Origin of the sequence: Escherichia sp. E13S3, assembly GCF_004212325.1 — a bacterium.
Lineage (GTDB): Bacteria > Pseudomonadota > Gammaproteobacteria > Enterobacterales > Enterobacteriaceae > Escherichia.
Map to the genome: position 1 here is coordinate 143,059 of NZ_RHJR01000018.1, position 13,119 is coordinate 156,177.

A 13,119-nucleotide genomic window follows, 5' to 3' on the forward strand; every position below is an offset into this window, starting at 1 on the left:
TATAAGCGATGAATAACGATATTTTTCCCAATAAATTCAAAGCCGCACTAGCTGCGAAACAGGTACAAATTGGTTGCTGGTCAGCTCTCTCTAACCCGATTAGCACTGAAGTTCTTGGTTTGGCTGGCTTTGACTGGCTGGTGTTGGATGGCGAACATGCGCCAAACGATATCTCCACATTTATTCCCCAACTGATGGCCCTGAAAGGTAGCCCCAGCGCGCCAGTGGTGCGGGTGCCGACCAACGAACCGGTAATTATTAAGCGTCTTCTGGATATCGGTTTCTATAACTTCCTGATTCCATTTGTCGAAACAGAAGAGGAAGCGGTACAAGCTGTGGCATCTACTCGTTATCCACCAGAAGGTATTCGCGGCGTCTCCGTTTCTCACCGCGCCAATATGTTTGGCACCGTGGCGGATTATTTCGCACAGTCGAACAAGAACATCACCATTCTGGTCCAGATTGAAAGTCAGCAAGGCGTAGATAACGTCGATGCTATCGCCGCTACCGAAGGTGTAGACGGCATCTTCGTCGGTCCCAGCGATCTGGCTGCGGCATTAGGCCATCTCGGCAATGCATCACACCCGGATGTACAAAAAGCGATTCAACATATTTTTAACCGTGCCAGAGCGCACGGCAAACCCAGCGGTATCCTCGCACCGGTCGAAGCCGATGCGCGTCGTTATCTGGAATGGGGCGCGACGTTTGTGGCTGTTGGTAGCGATCTCGGCGTGTTCCGCTCTGCCACCCAGAAACTGGCAGATACCTTTAAAAAATAACCACCACCGCAACAAGAGAGATGATTGATATGACTATGAAAGTTGGTTTTATTGGCCTGGGTATTATGGGTAAACCAATGAGTAAAAACCTTCTGAAAGCAGGTTACTCGCTGGTGGTTGCTGACCGTAACCCAGAAGCTATTGCTGACGTGATTGCTGCAGGTGCAGAAACAGCCGCTACGGCTAAAGCGATCGCTGAACAGTGCGACGTCATCATTACCATGCTGCCAAACTCTCCTCATGTGAAAGAAGTGGCGCTGGGTGAAAATGGCATTATTGAAGGCGCGAAACCCGGCACGGTATTGATCGACATGAGTTCTATCGCACCGTTGGCAAGCCGTGAAATCAGCGAAGCGCTGAAAGCGAAAGGCATTGATATGCTGGATGCTCCGGTTAGCGGTGGTGAGCCGAAAGCGATTGATGGCACTCTGTCAGTGATGGTGGGTGGCGATAAGGCTATTTTCGACAAATACTATGACTTAATGAAAGCGATGGCGGGGTCTGTGGTACATACCGGGGAAATCGGCGCAGGCAACGTCACCAAACTGGCCAACCAGGTCATTGTGGCGCTGAATATTGCCGCGATGTCAGAAGCGTTGACGCTGGCAACGAAAGCAGGCGTTAACCCGGATCTGGTTTATCAGGCAATTCGTGGTGGACTGGCGGGCAGTACCGTGCTGGATGCGAAAGCGCCAATGGTGATGGACCGTAACTTCAAGCCAGGTTTCCGTATTGATCTGCATATTAAGGATCTGGCGAATGCGCTGGATACCTCCCACGGCGTTGGCGCGCAACTGCCGCTGACGGCTGCGGTTATGGAGATGATGCAAGCGCTGCGTGCCGATGGTCTGGGAACAGCAGACCATAGCGCCCTTGCGTGCTACTACGAAAAACTGGCGAAAGTCGAAGTTACTCGCTAATGACGTCGTGCCCGGATGGCTTATTGCTATCCGGGCCTGGAATCCAGGCCGAATAAGAGAAACGCCCCCCGGCGTCATGTGGTAACAGGCAAAGGTATGAAAATCGTAATCGCCCCAGACTCTTATAAAGAAAGTTTATCAGCCAGCGAGGTTGCGCAGGCGATAGAAAAAGGATTTCGGGAAATTTTTCCTGATGCACAGTACGTTTCTGTTCCTGTTGCCGACGGTGGCGAAGGAACGGTGGAAGCGATGATTGCTGCCACCCAGGGGGCTGAACGTCACGCCTGGGTTACAGGGCCGCTGGGCGAGAAAGTGAATGCCAGTTGGGGGATCTCCGGCGACGGCAAAACCGCGTTTATCGAAATGGCGGCGGCCAGTGGGCTGGCGCTGGTGCCATCGGAAAAGCGTGATCCGCTGGTAACCACTTCACGCGGCACAGGGGAGTTAATCCTGCAGGCGCTGGAGAGCGGTGCAACAAGTATCATTATCGGCATTGGCGGCAGCGCCACCAACGATGGCGGTGCAGGGATGATGCAGGCGCTGGGAGCGAAGTTAAGCGATGCCAATGGCAATGAAATCGGCTTTGGCGGCGGCAGTCTTAATACTCTGAATACCATTGATATCACTGGCCTCGATCCACGTTTAAAGAATTGTACGATTCGCGTCGCCTGTGATGTCACCAATCCACTGGTGGGCGACAGTGGCGCTTCGCGGATCTTTGGCCCGCAAAAAGGGGCGAATGAAACCACGATTGTCGAGCTGGACAAGAATCTCTCTCACTATGCTGATGTCATCAAAAAATCGCTGCATGTTGATGTGAAAGACGTCCCCGGTGCAGGTGCGGCGGGCGGAATGGGCGCGGCGTTGATGGCTTTTCTTGGCGCAGAGCTAAAGAGCGGTATTGAGATTGTGACTACGGCGCTCAATCTGGAAGAACATATTCATGATTGCACGCTGGTTATCACCGGAGAAGGGCGCATTGATAGCCAGAGCATCCATGGCAAAGTACCGATTGGGGTGGCTAATGTGGCGAAGAAATACAATAAACCGGTAATTGGCATTGCGGGTAGTCTTACGAAGGATGTTGGCGTTGTGCACCAGCATGGTATCGATGCTGTATTCAGCGTGTTAAACAGTATTGTTACGCTGGATGAAGCTTTCAGCGGGGCTTATGACAATATTTACCGAGCTTCGCGCAATATTGCTGCAACACTGGCGATTGGAATGCGCAACGCGGGGTGACAAGGGCGTGTAAACCCTCTATACTGCGCGCCGAAGCTGACCAGACAGTCGCCGCTTCGTCGTCGTCCTCTTCGGGGGAGACGGGCGGAGGGGAGGAAAGTCCGGGCTCCATAGGGCAGGGTGCCAGGTAACGCCTGGGGGGGAAACCCACGACCAGTGCAACAGAGAGCAAACCGCCGATGGCCCACGCGAGTGGGATCAGGTAAGGGTGAAAGGGTGCGGTAAGAGCGCACCGCGCGGCTGGTAACAGTCCGTGGCACGGTAAACTCCACCCGGAGCAAGGCCAAATAGGGGTTCATAAGGTACGGCCCGTACTGAACCCGGGTAGGCTGCTTGAGCCAGTGAGCGATTGCTGGCCTAGATGAATGACTGTCCACGACAGAACCCGGCTTATCGGTCAGTTTCACCTATTTTAACGAAAACCCGCCAGCGTAAACTGGCGGGTTTTTGCTTTTGCGCGGCAGTAAGATGAATGACTGTCCACGACACTATACCCAAAAGAAAGCGGCTTATCGGTCAGTTTCACCTCTTCAACGAAAACCCGCCAGCGTAAACTGGCGGGTTTTTGCTTTTGCGCGGCGGTAAGATGAATGACTGTCCACGACACTATACCCAAAAGAAAGCGGCTTATCGGTCAGTTTCTTTTTTTTCAGTATAAATACTCTTTTTTCGTCACCCTTGTTGTCTCCCGAGATTACTTACCTTCAAATATGAATTATTAGTTTTGTGATCATCAACACAAAATGCTATCCGTGCATTATGAGGGCAGCAGAAATCATGGAAAACGATTGCATTCACAAAATGACGCCCTGCTATGATGGTAAAAGTTGACGTTAATCAATTGTTCGAGATGATCAATATCTGTATTCGATTTTTTAAAATATTGATAAAATAGATGTTTTGTGACCAACAAATTCCGCGAAAAAATGTGACGCGGCGCATTATTTACCTGTAAATATGATTTGTTTATAATAAAATTTGATAACTTGCTCATTAAATTTAACTTAAAATTCGCCTGAGAAATACACGATATTTGCTTGAAATATCGTCGCAGGACATTTTTTAATAAGCCATATAAAGCGTGTTGTTATCGCCATAAAATATGGTTATCCCCCCCTTTGTTTTTTGATAAAAGTCAGGCTTTACGCCGATTTTATTATGTTAACTCATTGATATTAAAGATTTATATTGATTTAAGTAGATGCCTGGAAAGCAATTGAAAGTTAATTTGTGAGTGGTCGCACATATCCTATTCATTCCATTTTGATACACTTCATGTCGTCAATGAGGTAATTAATGCAGGCCGATATGAGCACTATTCTTCTTCCTAAAACGCAGCACCTGGTAGTCTTTCAGGAAGTCATCAGAAGTGGCTCTATTGGCTCGGCTGCAAAAGAATTAGGTTTAACTCAACCTGCTGTAAGTAAAATCATTAACGATATTGAAGATTATTTTGGCGTGGAATTAGTGGTACGGAAAAATACCGGTGTAACGCTGACGCCAGCCGGTCAATTGTTGCTCTCACGTTCCGAATCCATTACCCGCGAAATGAAAAATATGGTTAATGAGATAAGCGGTATGTCCTCTGAAGCCGTGGTGGAAGTCTCATTTGGTTTTCCTTCGCTAATTGGCTTTACCTTTATGTCCGGGATGATCAACAAATTCAAAGAGGTGTTCCCGAGAGCGCAAGTCTCAATGTATGAAGCACAGTTGTCCTCGTTCTTACCTGCTATCCGCGACGGACGCCTCGATTTTGCGATTGGTACATTAAGTGCAGAGATGAAGCTTCAGGATTTGCATGTTGAGCCGCTGTTCGAGTCCGAGTTTGTGCTGGTGGCCAGCAAGTCCCGAACATGCACCGGCACTACCACGCTGGAGTCGTTGAAAAACGAACAGTGGGTGTTGCCGCAAACTAATATGGGATACTACAGCGAACTTCTCACCACGTTACAAAGAAATGGCATCAGTATTGAAAACATCGTTAAAACCGACTCAGTCGTGACAATTTATAATCTTGTTCTCAATGCTGATTTCTTAACCGTGATTCCTTGTGATATGACTTCACCTTTTGGTTCTAATCAATTTATTACTATTCCGGTTGAAGAAACGTTGCCCGTGGCGCGATATGCCGCGGTATGGTCAAAAAATTATCGTATTAAAAAAGCAGCATCGGTTTTGGTTGAACTAGCCAAAGAGTATTCATCTTATAATGGGTGTAGACGAAGACAATTAATAGAAGCTGATTAGTTATTTGTTTTTCTCAAACATAAATAATCCACCTGTCTTTTCTCGGGTGTCGGTTACGGTTACCTACATATTTAATTCAGGTTAAGAGGTTTATCATGCATATTACATACGATCTCCCGGTTGCTATTGATGACATTATCGAAGCAAAACAACGACTGGCTGGGCGAATTTATAAAACAGGCATGCCTCGATCCAATTATTTTAGTGAACGTTGCAAAGGTGAAATATTCCTTAAGTTTGAAAATATGCAGCGTACTGGTTCATTTAAAATTCGTGGCGCATTTAATAAATTAAGCTCTTTAACCGATGCTGAAAAACGCAAAGGTGTGGTGGCCTGTTCTGCGGGTAACCATGCGCAAGGGGTTTCGCTCTCCTGCGCAATGCTGGGCATCGACGGGAAAGTAGTAATGCCGAAAGGCGCGCCAAAATCCAAGGTCGCGGCGACATGTGACTACTCCGCTGAAGTTGTTCTGCACGGCGACAACTTTAACGACACCATCGCCAAAGTTAGCGAAATTGTCGAAACGGAAGGCCGTATTTTTATCCCACCTTATGATGATCCGAAAGTGATTGCCGGTCAGGGAACGATTGGCCTGGAAATTATGGAAGATCTCTATGATGTCGATAATGTGATTGTGCCAATTGGCGGTGGCGGTTTAATTGCTGGTATTGCGGTAGCGATTAAATCTATTAACCCGACAATTCGTGTTATTGGTGTGCAATCAGAAAACGTTCACGGCATGGCGGCTTCTTTCCACTCGGGAGAAATAACCACGCACCGAACTACCGGCACCCTGGCGGATGGTTGTGATGTCGCCCGCCCGGGTAATTTAACTTACCAAATCGTTCGTGAATTAGTCGATGACATCGTGCTGGTCAGCGAAGACGAAATCAGAAACAGTATGATTGCCTTAATTCAGCGCAATAAAGTCGTCACCGAAGGCGCAGGCGCTCTGGCATGTGCTGCGTTATTAAGCGGTAAATTAGACCAATATATTCAAAACAGAAAAACCGTCAGCATTATTTCCGGCGGTAATATCGATCTTTCTCGCGTCTCTCAAATCACCGGTTTCGTTGACGCTTAATTAATTCGTTGAGGATAGGATATGAGTACTTCAGATAGCATTGTATCCAGCCAGACAAAACAATCGTCCTGGCGTAAATCAGATACCACATGGACGTTGGGTTTGTTCGGCACAGCTATTGGTGCCGGCGTGCTGTTCTTCCCTATCCGCGCAGGTTTTGGCGGACTGATCCCGATTCTTCTGATGTTGGTATTGGCATACCCCATCGCGTTTTATTGCCACCGGGCGCTGGCGCGTCTGTGTCTTTCTGGCTCTAACCCTTCCGGCAACATTACGGAAACGGTGGAAGAGCACTTTGGTAAAACGGGTGGCGTGGTCATCACGTTCCTGTACTTCTTCGCGATTTGCCCACTGTTGTGGATTTATGGCGTAACCATTACCAACACCTTTATGACGTTCTGGGAAAACCAGCTTGGCTTTGCGGCGTTGAACCGCGGCTTCGTGGCGCTGTTCCTGCTGCTGCTGATGGCGTTCGTCATTTGGTTTGGTAAGGATCTGATGGTTAAAGTGATGAGTTACCTGGTATGGCCATTTATCGCCAGCCTGGTACTGATTTCTCTGTCACTGATCCCTTACTGGAACTCTGCTGTTATTGATCAAGTTGACCTCAGTGCGCTGACGTTAACCGGTCATGACGGTATCTTGATTACCGTCTGGCTGGGGATTTCCATCATGGTCTTCTCCTTTAACTTCTCGCCAATCGTCTCTTCCTTCGTGGTTTCTAAGCGTGAAGAGTATGAGAAAGACTTCGGTCGCGACTTCACCGAGCAGAAATGCTCACAGATCATCTCCCGTGCCAGCATGCTGATGGTTGCCGTGGTCATGTTCTTTGCCTTCAGCTGCCTGTTTACGCTGTCTCCGGCAAACATGGCGGAAGCAAAAGCACAGAACATTCCGGTGCTTTCTTATCTGGCTAACCACTTTGCTTCCATGTCCGGTGAGAAATCGACGTTCGCCACCGTACTGGAATATGCCGCTTCTATCATCGCACTGGTTGCTATCTTCAAATCTTTCTTCGGTCACTATCTGGGAACGCTGGAAGGTCTGAACGGTCTGGTACTGAAGTTCGGCTACAAAGGCGATAAGACGAAAGTGTCTTCCGGCAAACTGAACACCATCAGCATGATCTTCATCATGGGTTCCACCTGGGTAGTTGCTTACGCCAACCCGAACATTCTGGACCTGATTGAAGCCATGGGCGCGCCGATTATCGCTTCACTGCTGTGCCTGTTGCCGATGTATGCCATCCGTAAAGCGCCGTCGCTGGCGAAATACCGTGGTCGTCTGGATAACGTGTTTGTTACCGTGATTGGTCTGCTGACCATCCTGAACATCGTATACAAACTGTTTTAATCCGTAACTCAGGATGAGAAAAGAGATGAATGAATTTCCGGTTGTTTTGGTTATTAACTGTGGTTCGTCTTCAATTAAGTTTTCCGTGTTGGATGCCTCGAACTGTGAAGTATTAATGTCAGGTATTGCCGACGGTATTAATTCGGAAAATGCATTCTTATCCGTAAATGGAGGAGAGCCAGCACCGCTGGCTCACCACAGCTACGAAGGTGCATTGAAGGCAATTGCGTTTGAACTGGAAAAGCGGAATTTAAATGACAGCGTGGCCTTAATTGGCCACCGCATCGCTCACGGCGGCAGTATTTTTACCGAGTCCGCTATTATTACCGATGAAGTCATTGATAATATCCGTCGCGTTTCTCCACTGGCGCCGCTGCATAATTACGCCAATTTAAGTGGCATTGAATCGGCCCAGCAATTATTTCCTGGCGTAACTCAGGTAGCAGTATTTGATACCAGCTTCCACCAGACAATGGCCCCGGAAGCGTTTTTATACGGCTTGCCGTGGAAATATTACGAAGAGCTGGGGGTGCGCCGCTACGGCTTCCATGGCACGTCTCACCGCTATGTGTCCCAGCGTGCGCATTCTCTGCTGGATCTGGCGGAAGATGACTCCGGCCTGGTGGTGGCGCATCTTGGCAATGGCGCGTCTATTTGCGCGGCCCGTAACGGGCAGAGCGTGGACACCTCAATGGGGATGACGCCGCTGGAAGGGCTGATGATGGGGACGCGCAGTGGCGATGTCGACTTCGGCGCGATGTCCTGGGTGGCCAGTCAAACCAACCAGAGTCTTAGCGACCTGGAACGCGTGGTGAATAAAGAATCGGGACTATTGGGGATTTCCGGTCTTTCTTCCGACCTGCGTGTACTGGAAAAAGCCTGGCATGAAGGTCATGAACGTGCACAACTGGCAATTAAAACGTTTGTTCACCGAATTGCCCGTCATATTGCCGGACACGCTGCCTCATTACATCGCCTGGATGGAATTATATTCACCGGCGGAATAGGTGAGAATTCAAGTTTAATTCGTCGTCTGGTCATGGAACATTTAGCTGTATTAGGCGTAGAGATTGATGCAGAAATGAATAATCGCTCTAACGCTTACGGTGAAAGAATTGTGTCCAGTGAAAATGCGCGCGTAATTTGCGCCGTTATTCCGACTAATGAAGAAAAAATGATTGCGCTAGATGCAATTCATTTAGGCAAAGTTAAAGCACCCGCAGAATTTGCATAATTTAGTTGAAGTATTGTAGAGAGATTATTTTTCATGAAGGTAGATATTGATACCAGCGATAAGCTGTACGCCGACTCATGGCTTGGCTTTAAAGGTACGGACTGGAAAAACGAAATTAATGTCCGCGATTTTATTCAACATAACTATACACCGTATGAAGGGGATGAATCCTTCCTCGCCGAAGCGACGCCAGCCACCACGGCATTGTGGGAAAAGGTGATGGAAGGTATTCGTATCGAAAACGCGACCCATGCGCCGGTTGATTTCGATACCAATATTGCCACCACCATTACTGCCCATGATGCCGGTTATATCAACCAGCCGCTGGAAAAAATTGTTGGCCTGCAAACAGATGCGCCACTGAAACGTGCGCTGCATCCGTTTGGCGGCATCAACATGATTAAAAGTTCATTCCACGCCTATGGCCGTGAAATGGACAGCGAATTTGAATACGTGTTTACCGATCTGCGTAAAACCCATAACCAGGGCGTATTTGATGCTTACTCACCGGATATGCTGCGCTGCCGTAAATCTGGCGTATTGACTGGTCTGCCGGACGGTTATGGCCGTGGACGTATTATCGGTGACTATCGCCGCGTGGCGTTGTACGGCATCAGTTATCTGGTCCGTGAACGCGAACTGCAATTTGCCGATCTCCAGTCTCGTCTGGAAAAAGGGCAAGATCTGGAAGCCACCATCCGTCTGCGTGAAGAGCTGGCAGAACATCGTCATGCGCTGCTGCAGATTCAGGAAATGGCGGCGAAATACGGCTTCGACATCTCTCGTCCAGCGCAGAATGCACAGGAAGCGGTGCAGTGGCTCTACTTCGCTTACCTGGCGGCGGTGAAATCGCAAAACGGCGGCGCGATGTCGCTGGGTCGTACTGCATCGTTCCTCGATATCTACATTGAACGTGACTTCAAAGCCGGTGTGCTCAACGAGCAGCAGGCGCAGGAATTGATCGACCACTTCATCATGAAGATCCGCATGGTGCGCTTCCTGCGTACGCCGGAATTTGATTCGCTGTTCTCCGGCGACCCTATCTGGGCAACGGAAGTCATCGGCGGGATGGGGCTGGACGGTCGTACCCTGGTGACCAAAAACTCCTTCCGTTATCTGCATACACTGCACACCATGGGGCCAGCACCGGAACCTAACCTGACCATTCTGTGGTCGGAAGCATTGCCGATTGCCTTCAAAAAATATGCGGCACAAGTCTCCATCGTCACTTCTTCTTTGCAGTATGAAAACGACGATCTGATGCGTACTGACTTCAACAGCGACGATTACGCGATTGCCTGCTGCGTCAGCCCGATGGTGATTGGTAAGCAGATGCAGTTCTTCGGCGCGCGCGCTAACCTGGCGAAAACGCTGCTGTACGCAATTAACGGCGGAGTGGATGAGAAGCTGAAGATTCAGGTCGGCCCGAAAACAGCACCACTGATGGACGACGTTCTGGACTACGACAAAGTCATGAGCAGCCTCGACCATTTCATGGACTGGTTGGCAGTGCAGTACATCAGCGCGCTGAACATCATCCATTACATGCATGACAAGTACAGCTACGAAGCCTCACTGATGGCGCTGCACGATCGTGATGTTTATCGCACGATGGCATGTGGTATTGCGGGCCTGTCGGTGGCGACGGACTCCCTGTCTGCTATCAAATATGCCCGCGTGAAACCAATCCGTGACGAAAACGGCCTGGCGGTGGATTTCGAAATCGACGGCGAATATCCGCAGTATGGCAACAACGACGAGCGCGTAGACAGCATTGCTTGCGACCTGGTTGAACGCTTTATGAAGAAAATCAAAGCCCTGCCAACCTATCGTAACGCTGTACCAACTCAGTCGATTCTGACCATCACCTCTAACGTGGTGTACGGCCAGAAAACCGGTAATACGCCGGACGGTCGTCGCGCCGGAACACCGTTCGCACCGGGCGCTAACCCGATGCACGGTCGTGACCGCAAAGGGGCCGTGGCTTCGCTGACCTCCGTTGCCAAGCTGCCGTTCACCTACGCCAAAGACGGTATTTCGTACACCTTCTCAATTGTCCCTGCGGCGCTGGGCAAAGAAGATCCGGTACGCAAAACCAACCTTGTCGGCCTGCTGGATGGTTATTTCCACCACGAAGCGGATGTGGAAGGCGGTCAGCACCTCAACGTCAACGTTATGAATCGGGAAATGTTGCTGGATGCCATTGAGCACCCGGAAAAATATCCAAACCTGACAATCCGTGTCTCTGGCTACGCCGTGCGCTTCAACGCACTGACCCGTGAACAGCAGCAGGATGTGATTTCACGTACCTTTACCCAGGCGCTTTGATGCCGGAGGATGTATGAAAAAGATTATCGAAACGCAACGTGCGCCAGGCGCAATCGGCCCGTATGTTCAGGGCGTTGATTTAGGCAGCATGGTCTTCACCTCCGGGCAAATTCCGGTTTGCCCGCAGACCGGGGAGATCCCTGCGGATGTGAAAGATCAGGCGCGTTTAAGTCTGGAAAACGTCAAAGCGATCGTGGTTGCTGCCGGGCTGACCGTTGGCGATATCGTGAAGATGACGGTGTTCATTACCGACCTTAATGACTTTGGCACCATCAATGAAGTTTACAAGCAGTTTTTTGACGAGCATCAGGCGACCTACCCGACACGCAGCTGCGTGCAGGTAGCGCGTTTGCCGAAAGATGTGAAGCTGGAAATTGAAGCTATCGCGGTACGCAACGCATAAAGCTCCTGAGCGGGGCGATCGCAGGGTCGCTCCGCTCCTCTTCACGAACGGCAATCCGAGGGTGTGGATATGATTAGTGCATTCGATATTTTCAAAATTGGGATTGGTCCCTCCAGTTCTCATACCGTGGGGCCAATGAATGCCGGAAAAAGTTTTATTGATCGACTGGAGAAGAGCGGCTTATTAACCGCGACGAGCCACATTGTGGTCGATCTTTATGGATCGTTGTCACTGACGGGCAAAGGTCACGCCACGGATATCGCTATCATCATGGGACTGGCAGGAAATAGTCCGCAGGACGTTGTTATTGATGAGATACCTGCATTTATGGAATTAGTGACGCGCAACGGAAGGTTGCCGGTGGCAGCGGGCGCACATGTCGTTGATTTCCCAGTGGCAAAGAACATTATTTTCCATGCGGAAACGCTGCCCCGTCATGAGAATGGGATGCGTATTACCGCGTGGAAAGAGCAGGAAGAACTGTTAAGCAAAACCTATTATTCAGTCGGTGGCGGGTTTATTGTCGAAGAAGAACAATTCGGCCTGTCACTGGATGTTGAAACGCTCGTCCCTTACGATTTCCATTCAGCAGGTGAGCTGCTGAAAATGTGTGATTACAACGGTTTATCTATTTCTGGTTTGATGCTGCAAAACGAGTTGGCGCTACGTAGCAAAGCCGAAATTGATGCTGGTTTTTCGCGTATCTGGCAGGTGATGCATGACGGTATTGAACGCGGTATGAATACCGAAGGTGTGCTGCCAGGCCCGCTCAATGTGCCACGTCGGGCGGTGGCGCTGCGGCGTTTGCTGGTTTCCAGCGACAATATCTCTAACGATCCGATGAACGTGATCGACTGGATCAATATGTTTGCTCTGGCAGTCAGCGAAGAAAACGCCGCTGGCGGACGTGTTGTGACAGCGCCAACTAACGGCGCTTGCGGCATTATTCCTGCGGTGCTGGCCTATTACGATAAATTCCGCCGTCCGCTCAATGAGCGCTCCATTGCTCGTTTTCTGCTGGCGGCTGGCGCTATCGGTGCGCTGTATAAAATGAATGCCTCCATTTCCGGTGCGGAAGTGGGCTGTCAGGGCGAAATTGGTGTGGCCTGTTCAATGGCGGCGGCAGGGTTAACCGAACTGCTGGGCGGCAGCCCGGCGCAGGTGTGCAATGCGGCGGAAATCGCTATGGAACACAACCTGGGACTGACCTGCGATCCGGTTGCCGGGCAGGTGCAAATTCCGTGTATTGAACGCAATGCTATTAATGCTGTTAAAGCCGTGAACGCCGCGCGGATGGCGATGGGACGCACTTCTGCACCGCGTGTTTCTCTCGATAAAGTTATCGAGACGATGTACGAAACCGGCAAAGATATGAACGATAAATACCGCGAAACTTCACGCGGAGGACTGGCCATTAAAGTGGTCTGCGGCTGATATCTCATCCGCATTTATACTGGGGTGCACAAAATGTGCACCCTTTTTTATTGTGATCTGCCGCAAATAGAGAATAACTATTTCTCTTAGATTG

General features: G+C 49.8%; 12 protein-coding genes and 1 other RNA gene. 11 read left to right on the forward strand and 2 right to left on the reverse strand.

Annotated features, from left to right (window positions below):
- The first annotated feature begins 8 nt into the window (after positions 1–8).
- The 4 genes from garL to rnpB all read left to right on the forward strand — a co-directional run bounded on the left by garL (position 9) and on the right by rnpB (position 3,350).
- Positions 9–779 carry a 2-dehydro-3-deoxyglucarate aldolase gene (gene garL / locus D9597_RS18320; RefSeq protein WP_130204646.1) on the forward strand — a complete coding sequence of 257 codons (771 nt, stop codon included), beginning with the start codon at positions 9–11 and terminating at the stop codon, positions 777–779.
- 29 nt (positions 780–808) lie between these two features.
- On the forward strand, positions 809–1,699 hold the full coding sequence (gene garR, locus D9597_RS18325; protein WP_001350452.1) for a 2-hydroxy-3-oxopropionate reductase: 891 nt from the start codon (positions 809–811) through the stop codon (positions 1,697–1,699).
- A gap of 96 nt (positions 1,700–1,795) precedes the next feature.
- Positions 1,796–2,941, forward strand: coding sequence for a glycerate 2-kinase (garK, locus tag D9597_RS18330; RefSeq protein ID WP_130223832.1), 1,146 nt, complete (start codon positions 1,796–1,798; stop codon positions 2,939–2,941).
- Positions 2,942–2,973: 32 nt separating this feature from the next.
- Positions 2,974–3,350: RNase P RNA component class A (rnpB, locus tag D9597_RS18335), an RNA gene on the forward strand.
- A gap of 3 nt (positions 3,351–3,353) precedes the next feature.
- Here the strand turns inward: rnpB and D9597_RS18340 are convergent.
- Both D9597_RS18340 and tdcR read right to left on the reverse strand, forming a co-directional pair.
- Positions 3,354–3,548, reverse strand: coding sequence for a hypothetical protein (locus D9597_RS18340; protein WP_130223834.1), 195 nt, complete (start codon positions 3,546–3,548; stop codon positions 3,354–3,356).
- Positions 3,549–3,716: 168 nt separating this feature from the next.
- Positions 3,717–3,935, reverse strand: coding sequence for a transcriptional activator TdcR (gene tdcR, locus D9597_RS18345; protein WP_240780440.1), 219 nt, complete (start codon positions 3,933–3,935; stop codon positions 3,717–3,719).
- 314 nt (positions 3,936–4,249) lie between these two features.
- Here tdcR and tdcA point away from each other — a divergent pair, with 314 nt between their 5' ends.
- The 7 genes from tdcA (at position 4,250) to tdcG (ending at position 13,025) form a co-directional block, all read left to right on the forward strand.
- Complete coding sequence (tdcA, locus tag D9597_RS18350; RefSeq protein WP_130210820.1) at positions 4,250–5,188, forward strand: transcriptional regulator TdcA; 939 nt, start codon at positions 4,250–4,252, stop codon at positions 5,186–5,188.
- Positions 5,189–5,283: 95 nt separating this feature from the next.
- On the forward strand, positions 5,284–6,273 hold the full coding sequence (gene tdcB / locus D9597_RS18355) for a bifunctional threonine ammonia-lyase/L-serine ammonia-lyase TdcB (protein ID WP_130218297.1): 990 nt from the start codon (positions 5,284–5,286) through the stop codon (positions 6,271–6,273).
- Positions 6,274–6,294: 21 nt separating this feature from the next.
- Positions 6,295–7,626, forward strand: coding sequence for a threonine/serine transporter TdcC (gene tdcC, locus D9597_RS18360; RefSeq protein ID WP_130210806.1), 1,332 nt, complete (start codon positions 6,295–6,297; stop codon positions 7,624–7,626).
- A gap of 25 nt (positions 7,627–7,651) precedes the next feature.
- Positions 7,652–8,860 (forward strand): propionate kinase, encoded by a 1,209-nt coding sequence (gene tdcD / locus D9597_RS18365; RefSeq protein WP_130223836.1) that lies wholly within the window; start codon positions 7,652–7,654, stop codon positions 8,858–8,860.
- A 33-nt stretch (positions 8,861–8,893) separates the two neighbouring features.
- Entirely contained in the window at positions 8,894–11,188 is a 2,295-nt protein-coding gene (gene tdcE / locus D9597_RS18370) for a 2-ketobutyrate formate-lyase/pyruvate formate-lyase (RefSeq protein WP_130223838.1), read from the forward strand.
- Between the two features lie 13 nt (positions 11,189–11,201).
- Positions 11,202–11,591 carry an enamine/imine deaminase gene (locus D9597_RS18375; protein WP_064529572.1) on the forward strand — a complete coding sequence of 130 codons (390 nt, stop codon included), beginning with the start codon at positions 11,202–11,204 and terminating at the stop codon, positions 11,589–11,591.
- Positions 11,592–11,660: 69 nt separating this feature from the next.
- Positions 11,661–13,025 (forward strand): L-serine ammonia-lyase, encoded by a 1,365-nt coding sequence (gene tdcG / locus D9597_RS18380; protein ID WP_130223840.1) that lies wholly within the window; start codon positions 11,661–11,663, stop codon positions 13,023–13,025.
- Positions 13,026–13,119 lie beyond the last annotated feature (94 nt).

What these genes read in the sequence shown, in the direction of transcription:
- garL (WP_130204646.1), top strand. Translation starts at nt 9, where the DNA reads ATGAATAACGATATTTTTCCCAATAAATTCAAAGCCGCACTAGCTGCG.
- garR (WP_001350452.1), top strand. Translation starts at nt 809, where the DNA reads ATGACTATGAAAGTTGGTTTTATTGGCCTGGGTATTATGGGTAAACCA.
- garK (WP_130223832.1), top strand. Translation starts at nt 1,796, where the DNA reads ATGAAAATCGTAATCGCCCCAGACTCTTATAAAGAAAGTTTATCAGCC.
- tdcR (WP_240780440.1), bottom strand. Translation starts at nt 3,935, where the DNA reads ATGAGCAAGTTATCAAATTTTATTATAAACAAATCATATTTACAGGTA.
- tdcA (WP_130210820.1), top strand. Translation starts at nt 4,250, where the DNA reads ATGAGCACTATTCTTCTTCCTAAAACGCAGCACCTGGTAGTCTTTCAG.
- tdcB (WP_130218297.1), top strand. Translation starts at nt 5,284, where the DNA reads ATGCATATTACATACGATCTCCCGGTTGCTATTGATGACATTATCGAA.
- tdcC (WP_130210806.1), top strand. Translation starts at nt 6,295, where the DNA reads ATGAGTACTTCAGATAGCATTGTATCCAGCCAGACAAAACAATCGTCC.
- tdcD (WP_130223836.1), top strand. Translation starts at nt 7,652, where the DNA reads ATGAATGAATTTCCGGTTGTTTTGGTTATTAACTGTGGTTCGTCTTCA.
- tdcE (WP_130223838.1), top strand. Translation starts at nt 8,894, where the DNA reads ATGAAGGTAGATATTGATACCAGCGATAAGCTGTACGCCGACTCATGG.
- D9597_RS18375 (WP_064529572.1), top strand. Translation starts at nt 11,202, where the DNA reads ATGAAAAAGATTATCGAAACGCAACGTGCGCCAGGCGCAATCGGCCCG.
- tdcG (WP_130223840.1), top strand. Translation starts at nt 11,661, where the DNA reads ATGATTAGTGCATTCGATATTTTCAAAATTGGGATTGGTCCCTCCAGT.